The organism is Bremerella sp. P1, from assembly GCF_028748185.1.
Classification (GTDB): Bacteria; Planctomycetota; Planctomycetia; order Pirellulales; family Pirellulaceae; genus Bremerella.
Window position 1 is genome coordinate 3,256,917 of the sequence record NZ_CP118164.1, and the last position, 21,346, is coordinate 3,278,262.

At 54.0% G+C, this 21,346-nt stretch carries 15 protein-coding genes; 10 read left to right on the forward strand and 5 right to left on the reverse strand.

Features of this window, described 5'->3' with window-relative positions:
- Window positions 1-29: 29 nt before the first annotated feature.
- Both PSR63_RS13655 and PSR63_RS13660 read left to right on the forward strand, forming a co-directional pair.
- The gene (locus tag PSR63_RS13655; RefSeq protein WP_274334013.1) at window positions 30-1,397 is read left to right on the forward strand and encodes a hypothetical protein; all 1,368 of its coding nucleotides are present in this window, start codon (window positions 30-32) and stop codon (window positions 1,395-1,397) included.
- 168 nt (window positions 1,398-1,565) lie between these two features.
- Entirely contained in the window at window positions 1,566-2,006 is a 441-nt protein-coding gene (locus tag PSR63_RS13660; protein WP_274334014.1) for a ribose-5-phosphate isomerase, read from the forward strand.
- A 24-nt stretch (window positions 2,007-2,030) separates the two neighbouring features.
- On the opposite strand, the gene PSR63_RS13665 is transcribed toward PSR63_RS13660, so the two are convergent.
- The gene (locus PSR63_RS13665; protein WP_274334015.1) at window positions 2,031-2,285 is read right to left on the reverse strand and encodes a lipoyl domain-containing protein; all 255 of its coding nucleotides are present in this window, start codon (window positions 2,283-2,285) and stop codon (window positions 2,031-2,033) included.
- Between the two features lie 328 nt (window positions 2,286-2,613).
- On the opposite strand from PSR63_RS13665, the gene PSR63_RS13670 reads away from it, so the two are divergent.
- From PSR63_RS13670 to PSR63_RS13680, 3 genes are all read left to right on the forward strand, one after another.
- The gene (locus PSR63_RS13670) at window positions 2,614-3,075 is read left to right on the forward strand and encodes a hypothetical protein (RefSeq protein ID WP_274334016.1); all 462 of its coding nucleotides are present in this window, start codon (window positions 2,614-2,616) and stop codon (window positions 3,073-3,075) included.
- A 235-nt stretch (window positions 3,076-3,310) separates the two neighbouring features.
- Complete coding sequence (locus PSR63_RS13675; RefSeq protein WP_274334017.1) at window positions 3,311-5,542, forward strand: peroxidase family protein; 2,232 nt, start codon at window positions 3,311-3,313, stop codon at window positions 5,540-5,542.
- Window positions 5,543-5,572: 30 nt separating this feature from the next.
- Window positions 5,573-6,664 carry a hypothetical protein gene (locus PSR63_RS13680; RefSeq protein ID WP_274334018.1) on the forward strand — a complete coding sequence of 364 codons (1,092 nt, stop codon included), beginning with the start codon at window positions 5,573-5,575 and terminating at the stop codon, window positions 6,662-6,664.
- Here PSR63_RS13680 and PSR63_RS13685 read toward each other — a convergent pair.
- Window positions 6,661-7,812 (reverse strand): YcxB family protein, encoded by a 1,152-nt coding sequence (locus PSR63_RS13685; RefSeq protein ID WP_274334019.1) that lies wholly within the window; start codon window positions 7,810-7,812, stop codon window positions 6,661-6,663. The two genes, PSR63_RS13680 and PSR63_RS13685, sit on opposite strands and share 4 nt — an antisense overlap.
- Before the next feature lie 138 nt (window positions 7,813-7,950).
- Here PSR63_RS13685 and PSR63_RS13690 point away from each other — a divergent pair, with 138 nt between their 5' ends.
- Window positions 7,951-9,672, forward strand: coding sequence for an arylsulfatase (locus tag PSR63_RS13690; RefSeq protein ID WP_274334020.1), 1,722 nt, complete (start codon window positions 7,951-7,953; stop codon window positions 9,670-9,672).
- Between the two features lie 2 nt (window positions 9,673-9,674).
- On the opposite strand, the gene PSR63_RS13695 is transcribed toward PSR63_RS13690, so the two are convergent.
- Both PSR63_RS13695 and ppk1 read right to left on the reverse strand, forming a co-directional pair.
- Complete coding sequence (locus PSR63_RS13695; RefSeq protein WP_274334021.1) at window positions 9,675-10,796, reverse strand: S1C family serine protease; 1,122 nt, start codon at window positions 10,794-10,796, stop codon at window positions 9,675-9,677.
- Window positions 10,797-10,912: 116 nt separating this feature from the next.
- Window positions 10,913-13,084: a polyphosphate kinase 1 gene (ppk1, locus tag PSR63_RS13700; RefSeq protein WP_274334022.1), complete on the reverse strand. Its 2,172-nt coding sequence runs from the start codon at window positions 13,082-13,084 to the stop codon at window positions 10,913-10,915.
- 210 nt (window positions 13,085-13,294) lie between these two features.
- Here ppk1 and gmhB point away from each other — a divergent pair, with 210 nt between their 5' ends.
- A complete protein-coding gene (gmhB, locus tag PSR63_RS13705) occupies window positions 13,295-13,999 on the forward strand; it encodes a D-glycero-beta-D-manno-heptose 1,7-bisphosphate 7-phosphatase (RefSeq protein WP_274334023.1) in 705 nt (234 codons plus the stop codon).
- Here gmhB and PSR63_RS13710 read toward each other — a convergent pair.
- The gene (locus PSR63_RS13710; RefSeq protein WP_274334024.1) at window positions 13,950-15,014 is read right to left on the reverse strand and encodes a hypothetical protein; all 1,065 of its coding nucleotides are present in this window, start codon (window positions 15,012-15,014) and stop codon (window positions 13,950-13,952) included. The two genes, gmhB and PSR63_RS13710, sit on opposite strands and share 50 nt — an antisense overlap.
- Window positions 15,015-15,342: 328 nt before the next feature.
- Here PSR63_RS13710 and PSR63_RS13715 point away from each other — a divergent pair, with 328 nt between their 5' ends.
- The 3 genes from PSR63_RS13715 (at window position 15,343) to PSR63_RS13725 (ending at window position 21,338) form a co-directional block, all read left to right on the forward strand.
- Window positions 15,343-16,500 carry an SGNH/GDSL hydrolase family protein gene (locus PSR63_RS13715; RefSeq protein WP_274334025.1) on the forward strand — a complete coding sequence of 386 codons (1,158 nt, stop codon included), beginning with the start codon at window positions 15,343-15,345 and terminating at the stop codon, window positions 16,498-16,500.
- A gap of 54 nt (window positions 16,501-16,554) precedes the next feature.
- Window positions 16,555-20,022 (forward strand): PVC-type heme-binding CxxCH protein, encoded by a 3,468-nt coding sequence (locus PSR63_RS13720; protein ID WP_274334026.1) that lies wholly within the window; start codon window positions 16,555-16,557, stop codon window positions 20,020-20,022.
- A 122-nt stretch (window positions 20,023-20,144) separates the two neighbouring features.
- Entirely contained in the window at window positions 20,145-21,338 is a 1,194-nt protein-coding gene (locus PSR63_RS13725; protein WP_274334027.1) for a hypothetical protein, read from the forward strand.
- Window positions 21,339-21,346: the final 8 nt, after the last annotated feature.

Sequence of the window (21,346 nt, forward strand, 5' to 3'; positions counted from 1 at the left end):
TTTGTCTTTATTGAACGGAGTCGGATTGAATGCGTCGCGTCGTATCATCGACCTATTCGCCCCTGATTCAGCCGCCCGAATCTTCCTCTCATGCGAGTCTCTCTCGCAGAGATGCGGCCCAGTTTTGTCTGACAACCAGCCAGGAAGGCGAGCAGTTCGCCATCTTGCAATTAATGAAACATTGCCTTTTCGCTTACGACGAAAACGAGTTTCATTCGCAACAGGAACGCCCCGATTACGATGCACGCGAACGACTCACGTTCCGGCTAGGTAGTCAAATCATTGGCCACATTCGCTGTGTGTCGCAACAAGTATGGCTGCAAGGTTCATTGGTGCCCTACCTTCGCGCAAGCGAATTCGTTTTAGCACCCGAGCACGTAGATCTGAAGAACGTCGATGCGTTCTTTCAATGTCTTGATAAGACATTCGATCGTTACCCGGGCGCGTTCATGGTACATCGAACTAGCGCGGCCATGGCACAGCGACTGGCTCGATTCGGTTGGGTAGCGTTATCGAGTAACTTCCGTAGCAAGGCAGCTACTGAGCCTTATTTGGCTTCGGTACGTGGCGCATTGAACGAACATAAACCGCTCTTGCCATCGCGGAATGAATCTGGCCTTTGGATTCGCTTGATGCGTCAGGTCGAAGCCGAAGCATTGGTTTCGCTGTATGAGAATTCATTCCAAGCAAACCAGATTGGCACGCCTCGCTCGGTAGCCCTGTGGGATTGGATACTGCGACGCAAAGCATTCGACGCGCTCTATGTCGCGATACGCGGAGGAAATAAGCTGGCTCTGGAAGATGCCATTGATCGAATTGCTGGCTACGCGGTTGTCAAGGACGAAAAGATCTTGGAGGTCGTTACCCAGCCGAACGAGCAAGGGGTGAAGCTTCCGCTGATCAATCGAATTTGCAGCGACCTGTACGAGTCCGACCATCTTGAATTCCATCTCGAAGCACCCGCATCAGATCCGGTTCATGACCTGTTGAAGGACATTCCTGCGGCTCAAAGGACGCCACCAGGGGAAGAAATCCTTGTTCGGATGCCTGACCCAATCCAGCAATTGGCCGAGTTAGCCCCGACGCTCCATCAACGAGCCAAGTCGCGCGGTCTTGAACTGCCGCTGGACCTAGGGCTGCTGATCGATGGGGAAAAGTACTGCATTCACTTGGGCAAGCGAAAAGGTTCCCTCACCGATGGAAAGTTGGGCCGCAGCTATCTGGAACTGACGCACGCTCAGCTTGTCCGCCTGGTACTGGGAGATTTACCAATCCCGCAGCTACTTCAGCAGGGGCGACTGGTGGCGTCCACTCAAGTTGCCGCGAATGTGGCATCGAAGCTATTTGACTTCGATCCTCCTTGGTTCCCGGCAATCGATGACTTGCCGATGCGCTGATTGGCGTGAGATCGGCAGGGATCGTGAGAAATCCCTCAGCTGGCGGGGACATGGCAAACGCATACGGATTGAGTATCATAAATCGCTTGGTTTTTTGGTCGGTCCGCCTTCCTTGTGTGGACCTCCTAATTTTTCCACTCGAATCGTAGATCTGCGTCTGCTGCTTCCATGAAGATCGCCATTGCTTCGGACCACGCTGGGTATCACTACAAGACCATCATCATCGAGCATCTCAAATCGCTCGGGCACGAGGTCGTCGATTTTGGGACCGATTCGGACGAGTCATGTGACTACCCCGACTTTATCATTCCGGCAGCGAAAGCTGTTGCAGCGGGTGAATGCGAGCGTGGGATCGTTCTGGGCGGCTCGGGAAATGGAGAAGCTATCGCCGCAAATCGAATCCACGGCATTCGTTGCGCTTTGACGTGGAATGTCGAGACGGCCAAGTTAGGGCGTCAGCACAACAAGGCGAATATGATTTCCATCGGCGAGCGCATGACAGCCGAAGGGGATGTTCTGAAGATCGTCGACGCTTGGCTCGCAACCGAATTTGAAGGTGGGCGTCATCAACGTCGCATCGAAAAGATTGACGTGCTTTCGCAGAACTAGCTATCTGCCAATGACTTCGGGCAATTAAGCGCCAACCCGGATGTGTCCCAAAACTTGGCCTTCGTTGACGATATCGTCCTCTTCGGTGTGCTGTTCACAAAGAATGCCCGAGGCCGGCGATACGACGTCGAAGGTCACTTCTCCGGCGAGCACTTCAAGCACGCGATCTCCTTCACGTACGAACGAACCGCGCGGTACTAGCCACAAACTGGTGCGAACCAGGATATCGGTCAGGCCAAGTTCCGGCAAAATTAGCGGTTGTAAGTCTTCGCGTAGCATTGATTTCCGATTTCTACATTCTGGCAGGTTCAGAAACTTGAGAACCTTCGGGCACTCTCAATCGTCCTGTTGATGCCACGCCTAGCTCAGGCGAGGGCTGGAGATTAATACCGGGGAAGCGGTATCGATTCAAGGTCGAATCAATCGCCCTCGACGCGGAAATATGGCAATAACTTAATTAGCTGTTGTCCTGATTCCGGCGGTCTTTCGCGAAAATAGGTGGGGAAAAAGCCATTTTTGCAAAATATTTGGCTGCAAAATCAGAATTAGCATACGGTAACAAAGCACCAGAAATCTGGGAAAGAGAATTTGGCTGATAGGGGGCATCATGGCCAAAAGTATCAAGTCAATTGCACTCGTGTGTGCAGTTCTCATCGCATTTGGGGTGATTTATGAGTCATCGCTTCGCAAAATTGCCGACGGCGGGAAAGAGTGGCTCAGACGCCAAACAAACGAATTCTGCGAGCCAGGATATCGTCTCCATTCCGAGCACTGCTGGCACTGCGATAACGGCGAAACCTACTACGTCTATATTTTTGAAACGACCCCGATGCATCGCGGATTCAGTCCCGGCGTCCAGGTCCTGTTGGAAGACGACAATCACGGAGAGCTGCATCGCTTTCATATCAACTCCGAACATCGATTACTGAACACGGCTCTCCTGCAATCGGTGACACCCAATCGATTGGAACTGGTGTTCCGCGTCGATGAGCCGGCACCGGATCTTTATTGTTACTATTGGAAAGTCGAAGGCGGGCGACTGCTCAGAGCAGACTTCATGGCCACGTAGCCGAGGCCTCGAAACGCTTCTTCGCCTAGACGAATTGGGCAGATTCTAAAGCGCTGAAATCTTCCTGCGCAAATTGCTTGTCGCTTCTGAAACTCCTGTCTACTGTTTAATTAGTACGTCATTGCGAGTGGGAAAGCGTAAAAAGCTCCTACTCGCTTTGTCGTCTACTTGCCAGCCACTTTTCTGCATGGCCTGACTCATCATGGCAGGGGCAAATACGAACAGAGAGAGCACAATGAGAAACTTTAAACGAGTAAACCGAATCGCTCGGAACAAGCGAATCGGCGGCGAGCAATTAGAGCAACGCCAATTACTAGCAAGCGATCTTTCGGTCGTCATCGATTCGGTATTGGACGAAGTAAGAACGATCGATGGAACCGGGAACAATCTAATCGACCCTTCACTGGGAAGCACCGATACAGCGTTCATTCGAATCGTCGCGTCAGACTATGCCGATGGAATTTCTGAGGCCGCCGGCGAGGATCGTCCCAGTGCCCGGGAGGTCAGTAACAACGTTGTCGCTCAGTCGACATCCGTGATAAACGATCGATTCCTGACCGATTTCGTATGGCAATGGGGACAATTCCTCGATCACGATATCGACCTGACCGGCGAAGCCGATCCCCACGAATCGTTGCCCATCGAGGTACCGACCGGTGACATTTATTTCGATCCAACCGGTACCGGCACGGCAACCATTTCGCTGAGTCGTAGCGACTATGATCCTACCACGGGCACCGCGATTGATAATCCTCGGGAGCAGATCAACTCGATCACGGCCTTCATTGACGGCTCGATGATCTATGGATCCGACGATTCACTAGCGGCAGCACTGCGAACATTTGAAGGAGGACGCCTGAAGACAAGTGAAGGAAACTTGCTGCCATACGAAGGAGATGTCTATGAAGATTCGGAAGGTTCTATCTTCTTCGTTGCTGGAGATGTCCGGGCCAATGAACAAGTCGGTTTGACCGCGATGCACACCCTTTTTGTTCGCGAGCACAATCGGCTGGCTGACGAAATTGCCGCTGCGAATCCAGATCTTACGGACGAAGAGATTTATCAACAGGCCCGCGCGATCGTTATCGCCGAGATCCAGGCGATTACTTACAACGAGTTCCTGCCGGCTCTGCTTGGTCCCGACGCAATTGCACCCTATCAAGGTTACGACCCGACGGTTGATCCGAGCATCGCCAATGAGTTTGCTACCGCAGCGTACCGGTTCGGGCACAGTATGCTGTCTGGCGAAGTGCTTCGACTTAACAACGATGGAACAGTTGCTGAGGAAGGCTCGCTTTCACTCCGTGAAATGTTCTTTAATCCTCGGGAGATCACCGACAACGGAATTGATTCGTTGCTCTTGGGACTTGCCTCGCAGCAAGCTCAGGAGATCGATAGCATGCTGGTCGATGACGTCCGTAACTTCCTGTTTGGTCCTCCTGGAGCAGGCGGGTTCGATCTGGCTTCGCTCAACATTCAACGAGGGCGTGATCATGGCCTGGCAGACTACAACACGACTCGTGTGGCCTATGGCTTAGATCCGGTCACCTCGTTTGACGAGATTTCCTCGAACCCAGACGTTGTCGCGGCACTTCAAGCAACGTATGACTCGGTGGACGATATCGACTTGTGGGTTGGTGGATTGGCAGAAGATCATGTTCCCGGCGCAAGCATGGGGGAACTCTTCCGCACGATCCTGGTCGATCAGTTCACGCGTCTACGCGATGGAGACCGCTTCTGGTATCAAAACGTGTTCACGGGACGCCAATTGGAAGCGATCGAACAGACTTCGCTCAGCGAGATCATTACTCGAAACACAGACATCACTTCCTTGCAGGAAAATGTCTTTTTCGACGCCTCGGTTTGGATTCATGATGCTTCCGAGAATCGATCAGAAGTGACCTGGGTGACAGGCACAGGAGACGAAGTCACCATTCAGGAGACCGATCGTAACGGGACCACGGCTGAAACGAATGTGACGACCGACGTCGGTCAGGTCCAGGTGGTTGGCGAGGATCTTCAGCGCGACGTGTTCGTGCTCGACTTGAGTCAGCTTGATTCCACGATGGATGGTGGTTTCGTTGTACAAGGGCAAGAGGGCCGAGGCGATGTTCTGGTCCTGGTCACTGGTGATGGTGTCGATTCGATCGTGATCGGTGAGGATACCATTGAGTGGAACAACCAGTTGATCGCCTATAGTGGCATCGAACGCATCGTGATCTTTTCCAGTGATCCCAGTGACTCAGTAGAAGTCGAAGCAGGGATCGATGTTCGCGTCGATACGCTGAGCGAGGAAGTGCCAACAACCAATCGAGAACTTCTCGAAGTTCTCGACCGGCCTGCCCAACCACGACGTGGCGAGGAGCCTCGACGCGGTGATGATGATCGTCGACGCGAAGAAGACGCGCGTCGAAGAGAAGACGACTTCCGCCGTGCAGTTGATCGTATCGTTGCCGACTTCGCGTAACAGCGTGAATCTCTGTTGCGATACGGAAACATGTTTCCGTATCGCAACATCTTTTTGCATCGGGCACTCATTGCGGATGAGTTTCGCTGTTGCCGTAAGTATTGTCTAGACAGTGGTTTGTGGTGGTTTGTGTGTGCGGTTGCGTCTCGAATGGCATCCCCTTTGCAAATTCTCGTTTCGTCCGAGAATTCGGATCAGGCTCGCACACTGGCGGGCCTGTGGAAACAGACCAGCTACTGCCTCCTCGAGAACGTCTCCTCTATGCACGCCCGCGAACACGTCCAACTTGCTGCCTACCTCGCCGTCCATGCTCCCGCCTATCTACGAGGAAACGTGACCCACAGTCCAACGGCACTAGAGCACTTCTGGATTTCCTCCAAGTGTCGTCTTGATCGTTGGGGGATTCGCCTGAAGACCCACACGCAGCTTCTCGAGTCTGGCTCGGCGATGGACTTTCCCCGTTTCTGGAATGCGGCACGTCCGGTAATCGAGGAGATTCTGGTTAGCGATATTCTGACACGGGTCTGGATTTCGGTGTGCGTCGCGCACGATCGAATTCAGCGAGAGAGCATCGCAGAGCCTGTGGCGCGAAGTGTCTTTCTAGGGCATATGGAAGCCAGGAATCGGGCGTTAAACCTTCTTCTGCATGGACGAGGCCTAGAGGCAACCATGATGGTGCCGTTGAATCGACTGCGACGGCGTTCGGAGCGCTGGACCGATATGTTGTTGGGGTACATTGCCGCCGATACCGACGTGAACAGCTTCGGCTACGATCAGGCTCGTGTCCGCGAGTTCGGCAATGACATCCGTAGCGAACGTGGATCGACGAACAAGAACGCCTCTTGGACGATGTTACTGGAAACTGCGCTGGAGGCCTTTGGCAGCCAATTGGTGAATGAGCCTGCCAATGCAGACTTGAATCGAGATATTGCGAACGCGGTGATGGGCAGTTTCGGCGATGAACTGTTCAGCCAAAACACGTTAATCAATCCGATGTGGGAATCGCGAATCATCCATCTGGCCGACGACGCACAGCAATTGGTCGAACAGTTGCTTTCGCCAGAAACGCCGGACATCGAGCAACAACGAAAAGAAGTTTCGCGTCTTTCATTTCCTGCTTAAGTACTTGGGGATTGAAACGGATTGTCTGTGACTTCTGCCAAGACAATTTCTTCATGTCGATCATGTGCAATATCGACACATTGCTTCAACCGCTCGAATAGCGCTGATTGTTTTTCTGGGTCTGGCAGTGCTGTCTTGGGAATGGCCAGGTAGATAAAGGGCATCGTGTCATAGATTACGATGGCTTCCCGGTCGTCGGCTACCTGATCTAGAACGCTCCAACGACTAAAGCCGATTCCTTCCTCGGTAACGGTGGCGACGCCCTCATCGAAGAACCAGGCTTCATCTGGTCGACTGCCTTCCTGCTGGACCGATAGCTCCTTTAGAAATTGAAGGCGGCTGTGCCATTGAAGTCCGAAGACCAGCAGTAGAATTGACGTCATCGTGAGCGCCAAATAGTAGAAGAAGTCCGTATTGATTTCCATTTGATATCGCAGCACGATCAGCAGCATGGCCAAAATGATTGGCAAAATCAGTTGCTTAATCAGCCCCCAGGCCGTGGGCACGGTGTTCTTCCCATCGGTATCAATTCCCATGGCGGTCAGTCGCGCGTAAAGCTCGGGACAAGCATCCCATTTCAGATGCTCAATCAACTGGAATTGATCGAGATCGTTGCCTTGACGAAAGGCCTCCCAGGCCAGCAGTGGAGATGGGTTCTCGAGGGCTCTCGTTCTTAGCGACTCCGCTCGGGCGACGAATGCATCTGCTTCGTCAGGCGAGGAAAAGTATCGCTTGGGAACGACATACGCACGCAACTTCTGGACGTAGATCGCGATATAGTCTGGCAGATTTCGCACACTGGGCACCGTGTTCCAGCGTCGCCGTGCGGCACCGCGTTCGGTTGTCGCTTCCAGGTAATCGTCCAGTAGACGCACGGTTTGTGGGCCAGGAATGACCTTGGCATTCTTGCCGATGCTGGCCCAGGCACGCCAATACAGGATCGTTAGTAGCAGGGCACACAAGCCGACGATACCCAACAGGCAAGCCAGAAAGAACCACTCGCTTAAGATGGCAAAGAGTACCGCCAGTGGCCATACAGCCAACAGGACCTTGAGGGTACGCCAGTAGTCCTGAAATCGATCATTCCAGGGTAAGCCATAGAGAATGGCGGCGATGTCTTCCGGCTTGTTTTCGTAAGTAACTTCCATGGACATCATGTAAAAGCAGTTTGAAGTCGCATCATCAGGCCGATAGTCGATTGAATTTCATGGAAATCCGTTCCCTACTTGGTGACAATAAGGAGACGTTTGCTCGACTTTCGTTCCTCTCAATATATTTCGTTCAATATGTCTGCATCGACTTTTCGCCTGATTATATCGGCCTGTCTGCTCGTCGTAACTATTGGCGGTTCTGCTTGGGGCGCGGATCGTCCGAACGTCGTTTTGATCATGACCGACGATCAAGGTTACGGCGATGTCGGTATCCATGGTAACCAGGTACTGCGAACGCCGCACCTGGATCAATTTGCACGGGAAGGGACGCAGCTAACCCAGTTTTATTGCAGCCCTGTCTGTGCGCCCACGCGAGCCGCGTTGATGACGGGCCGTTACTTCTACCGGACCGGTGTCATTCATACCTCACGCGGAGCAGCCAGAATGACCACCGAGGAGAAGACGTTGGCCGAAGTGTTTCAGGATGCCGGATATGTTACCGGAATCTTTGGTAAATGGCACTTAGGCGATAACTATCCTCTGCGACCGCAAGACCAGGGCTTTCAGGAAAGCCTGGTCCACAAGTCAGGCGGAATCACACAAGCTCCCGATCAACCCAACGACTATTTCAACCCCCTGCTGTGGAAGAACGGCCATCCGGTTCAGGCCCAGGGGTACTGTACCGACGTGTTCTTCGCCGCCGCGATCGAATTCATTCAGGATAGCCGAGATGTCCCCTTCTTCGCGTACATCGCAACCAATGCACCGCACACCCCACTGATTGTGGAGGAAGAAGCCTGGAAACGCTACGCTGATCAAGATCAGGACGAAGTAACTGCCAAGGTCTACGCCATGGTTGAAAACATCGACGACAACTTCGCGCGACTGATTAAGACACTTGATGCGTTAAACCTGCGAGAAAACACCATCGTCATCTTCCTGACCGACAATGGCCCGCAGCAGAAACGGTTCAACGGTGGCCTGAATGGGCGCAAATCGATGGTGCTGGAAGGGGGAATTCACGTCCCCTGTTTCGTGCAGTGGCCTGCGAAGTTGGAGGGTGGCAACAAGGTGAGTACGCGTCACGCTCACATCGATTGGTTGCCGACATTGATCGAAGCGACCGGAATCCAGGCTGATTTGCCGAATAAGATTGACGGCGTCAGTTTCTGGCCTCAGCTGAGTGGCAGCAAACAGGAAGTGGAGCCACGGAACCTTTTCTTTCAAGTGCATCGTGGACTGGAACCAGAACCTTATCACAATGCGGCGGTTGTGGGTGAACGCTACAAGCTGGTCATGAATGTCGGCAGCTTTGGTAAGGAGAAACTTGCTGATGTGCCTGAAAAGCAGCGAACCGGGATACAGCTGTTTGATTTGAGCAAGGACCCCGGTGAACAAAATGACTTGGCGCCGCAAATGCCTGAAAGGGTAGAGGTATTAACTAACGCCTACGATTCCTGGTTTGCCGACGTGAAGGCTTCCCGCGATTTCGCGACGCCCGCGATTATGTTGGGATCAAAAGCGACCGACTCGACGCTGCTTTGCCGTTACCAAGATGGACACTACGAAGGCCAAAGTCATCTAGGCTGGAAGGTGGAAGTGCGAGAAAACCTTTTCCTTCAACTGCGTTTGAATCAGGAAGCCAAACCAGGCGAGAAACTAATGGTGCGGTGGTTAGGGGATGTGAACGCCTACGAAATCGAAAACCCCAAGGAGCCGATCACACTTGTGCAATTGACACCAGGGACCGGCCTCTTGGACGTTTGGCTTCAAGCCGATGGTAAGCCGCGCGAGTTCATCAAGGACAATTCAACAACCGGGGATGTTGTCGCCACACCATTCCGGCTGGGTGACTAAGCCTAATCACCCAGGCCAAGTTCAACCGGCACCGAGACCTTCTCTCCTTGTCGCATGACACTCAGGACAACCTGTTCCCCAGGCTTCTTATTCTCGATGGATGAGAGCAGGTCATCGGCTGACTGAACTTGCTGACCTTCGATCCCCACGATCGTGTCGGCTTCGCTGCGATCGAGGCGGGTTTGCTCGTAGACGAACGGACCGCGCTGGACCTGTTCACGGACGAGTCGAAAGCCACGAATTCCGGCCTGATCGGCGGGACCACCAGGGGCAACCGTAGCCACCGTCAGTCCTTGGTCCGTTTGATAAACGCGGGTGATCCCAATGTCAGGACGAATAACGCGGCCGTTCTTTACCAACTGAGGTACCACGCGCTGAATTGCTGCTACCGGAATTGCGAAACCGACGCCTGTATTTTCGCCAGTGCTTGATGCGATCGCTGTGTTCATGCCGATCAGATGACCACTGCTATCAAATAATGGGCCGCCTGAGTTTCCGCGATTCAGAGCCGCATCGATCTGAATGATCGACTTCATCGTGCGGCCGCTACGCGATGGCAACACGCGGTTAAGGCTCGAGATAATACCAATGGTCATCGTTCGTTCCAGTCCGAACGGATTACCGATCGCATAAACCTTCTGGCCGACTCTTAGACGCGAAGAATCACCGAACTGAACTGGATGAAGTACTTCTTCCGGGGCATCGATTTTTAATACAGCGATGTCGTTTACTGGGTCCTGGCCGACGAGTGCCGCGGCGTAGCTTTCGCCATCAAAAAGTGTGACGCGAATCTCGCGAGCTCCTTCGATCACGTGATAGTTGGTCAGGATGAGCCCTTGCTTGTCGAGCACACTTCCGCTTCCGGAGCCTTCCGCAGGGCGCTCCATCAGAAAAAAGTTGTCGATCTGGACACTTCGCGTCGTGATATGGACGACGGCACGGTTGCCTTGCTCGTAAACATAGATGTTTCGCTGCTCATCAGGCGTTAGCTCCAGTTGCTTGGCACTCCACTGAGGGGTGAAGTCTTGGGGGGCGGTAGCAACGCGTTCTTGGGCACTAATCGAAGTAGAAAACAGGCAAACAGCGACGAATAGAATGGGGAGAAAACCACGAAGTGCAGTCATCGATCGTACTCCTGTTGCGAAGGGTGACTCTCCTGGGGAAAAACAAACTTTCGAAATCATTCACACATGTCGATGTACGACCAAGGTGAAAATTGGTTCAGCAGCGGAGATAAGAACTATTTAATACGTTCTTTGAGGCGCTGTTGAGTGAGAAGCATCATCGTACGATGCGAGCCAAGCCTCGAGATGTCGCTGTCGTCGTCGGACGGCACCAACTGCTCGTAATCGCCCTCGGGATTCATAACCCATGCCTGGCGACGGTCCTTCATCAACACATCCAGGATCTCCCACAGCCGTTCCTTGTGGGCACGTAATTCAAGCGGTGTGCACGCTTCGACTCGGTTGCTTAGGTTCCGCTGCATCCAGTCGGCCGAACCGATGTAGTACTCGCCATCGAGTGGATCGTCCGATCCATTGGCGAAGTAGAAGATACGCGAGTGCTCGAGAAATCGTCCGATGATACTACGCACGGTTACGTTTTCCGTGAGTCCTGGTACCCCGGCTCGGAGGCAAGAGAACCCACGCACGATGCATTCGACTTGAACGCCTGCCTGGGACGCGGCGATGATGCCCTGGCACATCTCAGGGTCTTCCAACTGGTTGACCTTGAAGATGATCATGGCTGGCTTGCCTGCTTTTTTGTTTTCAATCTCGCGGCGTGTCTTTTCCAAAAACTGTTCACGCATGTTGGTTGGCGCGACCAGCAGCTTTTGAAAACTGGGTTCCCGAGAACGCCCTGTCAGGGCATGGAATAAATTCACCACGTCGGTCGTCAACATCGGGTCGCAAGTGAATAGTCCCAGGTCGGTATAGAGCCGGGCCGTTTTTACGTGGTAGTTACCAGTACCGATGTGGGCATAGCAGCGGATGCCGTCCGATTCTTGCCGAACGACCAGCGCAATTTTCGTGTGAGTCTTCAGGCCAAGCACACCATACACGACATGGGCCCCGATCTTCTCGAGTTCCTTGGCCCAGTGCAGGTTGCGTTCTTCGTCGAAACGAGCCTTGAGTTCGATCAAACAGGCAACTTGCTTGCCAGTCTCGGCGGCACGGATCAAGCTGCGGACAAACGGCGTATCGTCACCGACACGGTATACCGTCATCTTGATCGCGATCACTTTTGGGTCGTTCGCTGCCGCACGAATAAACTGCTCGACACTGGCATCAAAGCTTTCGTAAGGATGATGCACCAGGAAGTCGCCTGACTTGATGACCGAGAAAATGTCGGCTTCTTCACCAGCAAGGTCTGCTGGAACGATCGGGTTCCAGGGTTCGTCGCGAAGCTCTTTAATGTCGAGCGACGCCAAAGGCCACATGCCGGCATAATCCAACTCGCCAGGCACCTCGTAGACGTCATCTTCAGAGAGATCGAACTGGTGCATCAATAGCGAGCGCACCCATGGGTTCGGGTCTTCGGAAAGTTCGAGGCGAACGACAGGCTCAAATTTTCGTTGACGCAGTTCTTCAGCAACGATCGTACGGATGCTTTCCGACTCGTCATCGTCTTCGATTTCGACCTCAGAGTTTCGCGTAATCCGGAACAGCGTCGAGTCGATGATTGTCATGCCGGGGAATAATTTCTCGGCGTTGTAATGAATGAGATCGGCCAGGCGAATGTACGACCGCGCGTCATCCATATCGGAGTCGAGTTGAATCCATTGCGGCAGGATGTTGGGAACCTTGACCCGGGCAAACAAGTTCTCTTCCGAGTCTGGTACTCGCAGGACGAAACCTAGCGATGTCGATAGGTTCGACATATAGGGGAATGGGTGCCCAGGATCGAGTGCCAACGGAGTGAGTGCCGGGTAAACATTGCGATTGAAAAAGAGGTGTGCTTTCTCGCGCTGCGAATCGGTGAGTTGGTCCCAATCCAAGAGATGGATGTTGTGCTCGGCGAGCAGCGGCTTGAGTTCCTTGCGGAAACACTTGGCTCGCTTCTTCAGCATGGGAATGATGACCTGACGCATCTCCTGCAGACGCTGTTGAACCGGCACCGGGCCAATGACTTTGTTCTTGAGCCGTTCGGCCTGACTGCGGGTACGCAAAAGGCCAATCCGCTTCATGAAGAACTCGTCCAGGTTCGACGTGAAAATGGCCAGAAACTTGATTCGCTCGAGGCCCGGGTTGCGGTCGTCGAGCGCCTCGTGCAGGACGCGGCTATTGAATTGAAGCCATCCGAGATCACGGTCGGAATAAGCATCTCGCCATGAAGTGTCCGTCAGATCCGTTTCCGACGAGGAAGTCTTCAGGTTCTGGTCAATCAAGCGTGCCGTAATTTCCTGCGTCATCAGTCCTTAGAGCCTTTTCTGCGGAAAGCTTTGCTTGTGTCAAATCTTAGCTGAAATATAGCATTCTATCTGATATGTACCCCAACTGGGGACCCAGGCGTAGGTTTCGGCTTGAATTAACGGTGAAGATTGGTCTTGGGATTGGTCGACGAAAATACTACAACGACCCCTCGATTAGGTCTCTTTGAGTTCTAGTATGGAACTGCTGGCATGGCGATAGACACGAAAATCTGGACTGGACCTGGCCGACCGGCCGTCTTCCTGGACCGCGATGGCACGATTAATGAAGAGGTGAAATACCTCGGTTCGCCTCATCAGCTGCGAATTATCCCCGGAGCCGCCGAGGCGATTGCACGCCTTAATCAGGTGGGTATTCCGGTGATTGTTGTCACCAACCAGTCAGGTATCGCTCGGGGGTACTACACTGAGGACGATGTCCAAGACGTGCACAACTACATGGATAAGCTGCTGGCCGACCATGGGGCTTCCGTCAATGCGTACTACTACTGCCCGCATCATCCTGATGCGATCGTGAAAAAATACGCGGTCGATTGCGAGTGCCGCAAGCCTCGTATTGGGATGCTGAGTGCAGCAGCGGCTCAGGAAAACGTCTACCTCAGCCAAGCCTACGTGGTGGGAGACAAGCGATCCGACCTGCGAGCCGCCGTCAACGCGGGCGCTCGCGGTATCCTGGTACGAACTGGGTACGGTAAGAAGACGGAAGAAGAACTGATTCGCGAATCGGAAGCGACCGGAGCGGCCCTGGTCACGAACATTGTGGATGACTTATCCGCCGCCGTTGAGCAAATCTTGACGGCACTTGGGCAATCGCAACCACAAAGCGTGAAGCCACCCAAGTTCGCGTCTACTTATCGCCATCATCGACCGGAGCTAGGTCGACATTACCCTCACTAGCAGTCTCAGCCTCGCCATGCTGCTTGGGGGGAGGAATCTCGGCACCGATTGGCCCGAGTTCTTCCGATGCTTCGGTGATCATTTCGACCAGCATCGGAGCGATCGGTGTTGGTTCCGTTGGATCCGCTTTGGTTTCTTCCGTTGACGTTTCGGCTACTTCGGGCTCGGTGGCTGGCTGCGATGGCTTGTCCATCGGCTCTTCCGCGATGATCGGTTCGCTCACCGGCATTTCCCCATTGACCTTGCGTCCTGCTGGTTTGGGTTTCGGCTTCTTCTGGGAAGCCGTTTGTTTCGCAGCATTCACCTGTTGCTGAAAGGCCGCTGCTAAAGGGCTTTCTTCCGAAGCATCAACGGGCTTGTTGCTCGATACCTGGTTATCGGTATTCGTTGTTTCCTCAACAGGTCCTTCTTCGATGATCTCTTCGGTTGGAATCGATTCAACGGGGACTTCAACTTCAGGGTTGGTTTCATCTGGCGTGCCGCCTTCTGATGCCAACGTCCGCATCTCAGGCGTTCTCAATTCCTCGGGGACGAGGAAGTACGCTTGAGGCGGAAGGTGCGGAACGATCTTGAAGACATCCTGGTGACCGAACCACATGATCATCATCACGGCGATCGCCAAACCGGCGACACCACCAACGATGATCTTGGCGAATTCAAGGAAAACGTTGGGTTCCGCTTTCTTGGGTTTGCGAGAGGGACGCGACGAGTCGATCTTCGCCATGGGCGGGCTGCTGGAAAGCGGACCCGAATCCTTAATCTGAAAATCGGTCTTCGGTTCGCTGGGCTCACCGGTCAGGTTGTATTCGGTCGTATCGGCAAGACCCGTCGGGACCGCGATAGTGACTTCGGAGCCAGGCCCGGAAACGATTTCGGCTTCCGGCGGCAAGCTCGAAAGGATTTCGCTCAGGGGGAACTCTTCACTGCAACGTGGGCAGCGAATAACCGACATCTCCTTCGCCATGGCGGGAATGCGAATGGAGTCATGACAACGAGGGCAGGAACTCAACAGCATGTGGGGCTCCGAAACGTGACGATTTCGACTGGCTGACCCAAAGCGCGGGAGGGGAATTGGACAAGGGCTCCCCCAAGGCAGCCAGAGGCAATCGGCTATTTTAACAGGAATGTACGAAATTGGGTGGAATCTAGCCAATTGCACCCCAAGTTTTCTGCAAAACAAAGGCCGATTGCGCCTAGGTGGAAGTTTTAATTTCTGCGAGCTAAACTAGTAGGACCTACCTAACCTTCCTCAAACCACCCTTCATCCGCTCGAATCTGGAGCATTGCCTGTGACTGGTAGCCCTTGGACTTCTCGGCTTATTCCCTGCTACGTAGGGATTGTTATGTCGGTACTGATTTGTGCTGATTGCTTCGCTCAGTTTGGCGGCGGCAAGAGCGAAATTAAGGCTGACATTCGTGACGGTGATCGCATTGCCCTTGTGGGCGGCACTTTCATCGAACGAGAACAGCAGTACGGATATTTCGAGTTGGCCCTGAATCTGGCCCTGCCGGAAACCAATTTCAGCGTGCGAAACCTTGGCTGGAGTGGTGATACGGTCACGGCCATTTCTCGGGCACGCTTTGGTAATCAGCAAGAAGCCTGGTCCCACCTGACCAAGTCGCTGGACCTAGTCGACCCAACCGTCATCTATGTTGGCTACGGAACCAACGAAGCATTTCGTGGTAAGGAAGGCTTGGAAGAGTTCAAAGCAAACTATGCGAAATTGCTGGACGAACTGGAGAAGCGGACCCAGCGGATCGTAATGATCAAGCCATTGCCAATGGAAAACCTGGGACCTCCTCTTCCCAATCCCGAAGCGTACAACGCGAATGTGGAGTTGTACGGGAAAGCGATCGAGGAATTAGCTTACGATCGTGGTCACAGCACGATGGGCATGAACGCATCATTCGCTAAGTATCAACCGTCGGGTAAAGACGAGCCAGAGCATCTGACCGACAATGGCATGCATCTGACGGAATTCGGGTACTGGTATCTTGCTCCCAAGATGGTGGCGAGCTTGGCCCCTTGGACCAGTGAATTGCCGCTCAAGGCCGTTGCGGCCAATCCCTTGAAACCTCAGGATAAAGTGCTTGTTCCACTGCCGTATGCATCGGCCCCTGGTAAAGAAGCCCCTCAATCTATCCAGTGTGCGATCCAATTCTTCCAGCCAGGCAAGAGCGTGCTGAAAGGGCCTGGGGACGCACCTGAAGTTTCTGCCACCACAGAACAGTGGGGACGCGGGGTCGATATTCCTGCTACGGCTCTGTATGCCAAAACCGAACAGCTTCGTCAGGCGATACTCCGCAAGAACCAGCTTTTCTTCGATCGTTTTCGACCGCAGAACGAAACGTACCTCTACCTGTTCCGTAAGCATGAACAGGGAAATAACGCGGTTGAGATTCCTCAATTCGATCCACTGATCGAAGAGCAGGACAAGAAGATCTTCGAGTTGAAACAGCCGGACGCGTTCGATGTGACGTTTGAAAAGACGGCCGACTAACCTCCTCGCCTTATTCTGTATCCATCTATCCTACCTATTGAGATATCCGTTCCTATGAACCGCCCTGCCCTTGCCTTGCTGCTGCTGTTGATCGCTCCGGCAGCCTTGTTTGCTCAGCGTGATCTAAAGGTCATCCCCGATACCGATCCGGCCGCAGAACAGCGTTCGTTCACGGTGGCCGAAGGATTCGAAGTGAATCTGTTCGCTTCCGAACCGATGATCGCCAGCCCGATTCAAATCAACTTCGACGCCCAAGGCCGCTTGTGGGTTGCATCGAGTTCCGTCTATCCCCAGATCGAGCCTGGCCAGGTCGCGGATGACAAGATCCTGATGCTGGAAGATACCGACGGCGACGGTGCCGCCGACAAGTCGACTGTCTTTGCAGATGGGATGTTGATTCCCACCGGCGTGCTGCCAGGCGATGGTGGCGTTTACGTGGCCAACAGCACCGAACTGTTGCACATGAAAGATACCGACGGCGACGGCAAGGCGGATCAGAAACGCGTTGTGTTGTCCGGCTTTGGAACGGAAGATACGCACCACATCCTGCACACGCTTCGCTGGGGCTACGACGGGATGATGTACTTCAACCAGTCGATTTACATTCATAGTCACATCGAAACGCCACACGGTGTGCGGCGACTGAACGCCGGCGGCATCTGGCAGTTCCGACCCGAAACGATGGAACTGGATGTCTTCTGCCGCGGTTTTGTGAACACCTGGGGACACCACTTCAACAACTATGGTGCGCATTTCGCAACCGATGGTGCCTATGGTGAAGGTATCAACTACACCTTTCCTGGTGCCGTGTTTGTCACGGCTAAAGATTCGCGACGACTCCTGCAAGGTTTGAATCCCGGTAGCCCCAAGCATTGCGGATTGGAGTTGGTCGGCGGATCGCATTTGCCGGAAGACTGGCAGACCAGTGCGATTACCAATGACTTCCGCGCTCATCGGGTGTGCCGATTTGTGCTGGAAGAAGACGGTTCCGGCTATGCCAGCCGCCAAGCCGAGGATGTCATTAAGGCGGCACACGGAGCGTTTCGTCCTGTCGACGTTAAGATGGGACCCGACGGAGCGATCTACATCGCCGACTGGTACAACCCGATCATTCAACATGGCGAAGTCGACTTCCGTGACCCACGCCGCGACCATGTGCACGGGCGTATCTGGCGTGTGACCAAGAAGGGAAGCCCTCTGGTCAAGCCGCAGAACCTGCACGAGGCTTCCATTGAAGAGCTTCTGGCCGCTTTGAAGTCCCCAGAGAAGTGGATTCGCACGCACGCCAAGCTTCAGCTGAAACAACGACCGCGAACCGACGTTCTCAAGCAGCTTGCTGCCTGGATGCAGAAACTGGCCAAGTACGATCCATCCACCGAGCACCAGCGTCTGGAAGGACTGTGGGCTTATCAAGCGTTGGACGAGATCAACGAGCCACTCCTGTTGGAACTCTTAAGTTCATCCAATCACAACATTCGTGCGGCCGCTGTTCGAGTTGCCTCGCAGTGGCACGATGAGGTTTCCGATCCCCTTGGCTTGTTTACGGCAGCCGTTCGTGACGAGCATCCACGGGTGCGTTTGGAAGGTGTGCGAGCGTTGGCTACGGTCCCCAGTTCCCAGGCGATGATCGTCGGGCTGGAAGCAACACGTCAGCCGATGGATCGATTCTTGGACTTCGCCGTTTGGCAGCTGGTCGAAGATCTCGCTCCAGTCTGGATTCCTGATCTGCAGCAAGCGGTCGCCAAGAATGATAAGAACTCGAAGATCCTTCAGGATGCGAAAGCGCATCCTGAAAGCTGGGCGTTTGCCTTCGAGGCGATTCCAAATCCGGAAGTCGCCGAGGCCGCGATTATCTTGCTGCCAGAAGCAGATGCGGAAACATCTGGCCGGCTGGTCGAATTGGCCGCTCAGCGAGGCGGATCCCAGCTCTTAGGTAACTTGCTTTCTTCGATCCTGCCAGAGGGAAGCCGGGCCGGCGATAACTCGCAGATCGTGCCGATCCTGAAGTCCTTCCTCGTCGCGATGCAAGTCCGCAAGACGAAGCCGGAAGGCGACCTCGCAGCGATTGAAAAGCTGTACGCGTCAGACTCGCCAGAAGTTGCTGCATTGGCTTTCGATACAGCGATTGCCTGGAACGTTGCCTCTCAGGACCTAGTGCGTTCCTATGCTTCAGGTGAGAAAGAACTGCCGCCAGCGGCACGTGTCGCTGCGGTTCGGGCGCTGGCGAAAATGCCAGGGCAGCCAACCGCCAAGTTGTTGGTCGACTTGATTCATTCGGACTCTGCCGATCAGGCCGTTCGTTTGGCAGCCCTGGAAAGCCTGGCGACGTTCGCACTCCCCAATGCTGCAAATCAAACCGCCGTGCTCCTGGCGAAGGAAGGAAATGCCATTCCGGCCGACGCGCTACTTGTTCCGTTTGTCAGTCGAAAGCAAGGACAAGTTCGCCTCGCCGAAGCACTTAAGGAAAAGAAGCTTCCACGAGACCAGGCACAACTGGCGCTCCGCTCAGTACGAGGTAGCAGCCAGGCAGCGCCGGAACTTGTTGCCGCGATTCAAGCATCTGGTGGTCTGACTGAAGGGGTCCGTCAGTGGTCCGACGAAGAACTGGCCGAGATTACGAAAATGGTCATGCAGTCAGGGGATCCATATGCTGGGGAAGCGATCTTCCGAAAGGAAGCTCTCAACTGCTTCAAATGCCACGCCATTGGCGAAGCTGGTGGAAATGTCGGACCGAACTTGATCAGCCTCGGTGCGAGTGCTCAGCCTGACTATATTGTCGAGTCGCTTCTACGTCCGAGTGCGAAGGTGAAGGAAAACTTCCATTCATTGATCATTTTGACCGACGAAGGAAAAGTGCTGACGGGGATTCCCGTTCGCGAAAACAAAGACTTGCTCGTCCTGCGTGACGCCGAGGGACGCGAGATCGAAATCCCTCAAGAGACAATCGACGATCGTGCCGAGGGACGTTCGCTCATGCCGGATGGTTCGATCGATGCTTTGACAACGAAAGAGATTGTCGACCTGGCCACGTTTATGTCGAAGCTGGGTAAAGCAGAAGAGTTCTCGATCGGCAGTCAGAAGTATTTGCGTAACTGGAAGACGCTGACGTACAACAACGAGTCGAATCGAGCGATCAATCGCTCGAGCAACAATACGGTTGCCGCCGGGCATCCATCGTTCGTATGGAAGCCCATCTTCAGCCAGGTCGACGGCGGAGTGCCTGTGGCGGAGCTTCCCGTGTATCACCCACATCGTAACCAGCCGCAGTTCGCTTATCTGCAAACGGACATCGAAGTCGCTAGCGGTGGTAAGTTCCGGTTTGCTTTCGAGGGACCGGAAGGACTATCGGTGTGGCTCGACGGCAAGCCTATCCCGACGGCTAAAGAACTGGAAGCGGATTGGCAACCCGGTGTGCACCAGATCACGCTTGCTATCAACTTGGGTGAACGTAAAGAGACGGTGAAGGTGCGTCTTCTGGAAGAGGAGTCGACAGGCCGCTTGGCCACTGCGTCGAAGAAATAGACGCGAATGATGAGAATTGGGGGCAATCTTGCCTTGACCTGCAACTTGCCCCTTTGGTAGTTACACGCTTCGGTCCAGCTAATTAGTATCGTCACAGGCTGACTGGGGACTTGAGCGTAATCGTGAAAAAAAATTCTCATCTGCCGTTTTCCAGCATTGCGGGTTACCTGTTGCTAGCACTTGGCGTGTTTGCTTCTGGGCAAGAGGCCGCAGCCCAGGGAACCGTTGCGCCGGCACCCGTCACGGGATCCGCAGGTGCTTCTATTCAGGGCTGGGATCCGTATTCCACGACACCGCAGTACGGGTCGTATAGTCAGCCGGGCTACAGCGCGCCAAGTTATGCCGCACCGCCGACTTCCAGCTACCCGCCGCCGAGCAGTTTTCCGCCGGCGCCATCGTCGCCGCCTGCAAACTTTTCGACCGGTCCGAACTCGTTCTATCCACAGCAGCCGCAGCCTTTGTATCAGCCGGCTCAGCCATTTGCTCCCCAGCAGCAGTACCAGATTCCGTACGAACGCTTCATGGAGAACCTGGCGTTTCAGTACACGTTTTTGCCCAAGTTGAGCGACGAACCTGACGCATTGCAGACGCAAGACTTCGAGACCTCAGTCACGGCGTTGTTCCCGAACTTCCTGTTTAGCGATCACCCATTGCTGGTGACTCCTGGGTTCGTGCTGCATCTGTGGGATGGCCCGTCCACCATGGTTCAGGACCTGCCGTCGAAGGCCTATAGTGCTTACCTCGACTTGGCTTGGAATCCAGAACTTACGCCCCGCTTGTATGCCGAACTCGGTTTTCGCGTGGGCGTCTACACTGACTTCGAGACAATCAACTCCGACAGTTTGCGGTTTCAGGGGTTAGGTGTGGGCAACATTCGTTTGACACCCACGATGACCTTGAAGGCCGGTGCGGTTTACATTGATCGAATGGACAAGAAGCTGTTGCCGGTCGTTGGTCTGTTATGGGAACCTGACAGCCTGACTCGCTTTGATATTACCTTCCCTTACCCGCGGCTTTCCAAGTACTGGACGACTGTCGGCGATCGTAAGGTGTGGTGGTACGTCGGTGGTGAATTCGGCTACGGCAGTTGGACCATCCAACGCTACGATTTTGTGGCTATGGATAAAGTGAGCGACCAGATCGATATCAATGACTACCGCGTCTTCGTTGGTTTGGAAGCGACGCACCCCAATCGTCTGCGAGCCTACGCGGAAATCGGATATGTATGGGACCGAAACATTCTGTATCGGGCTCCTACGATTCCCAACCTGAAAGTGGACGACACCTTGATGTTACGTGTTGGGTTTAATTTCTAAGGCGAGGC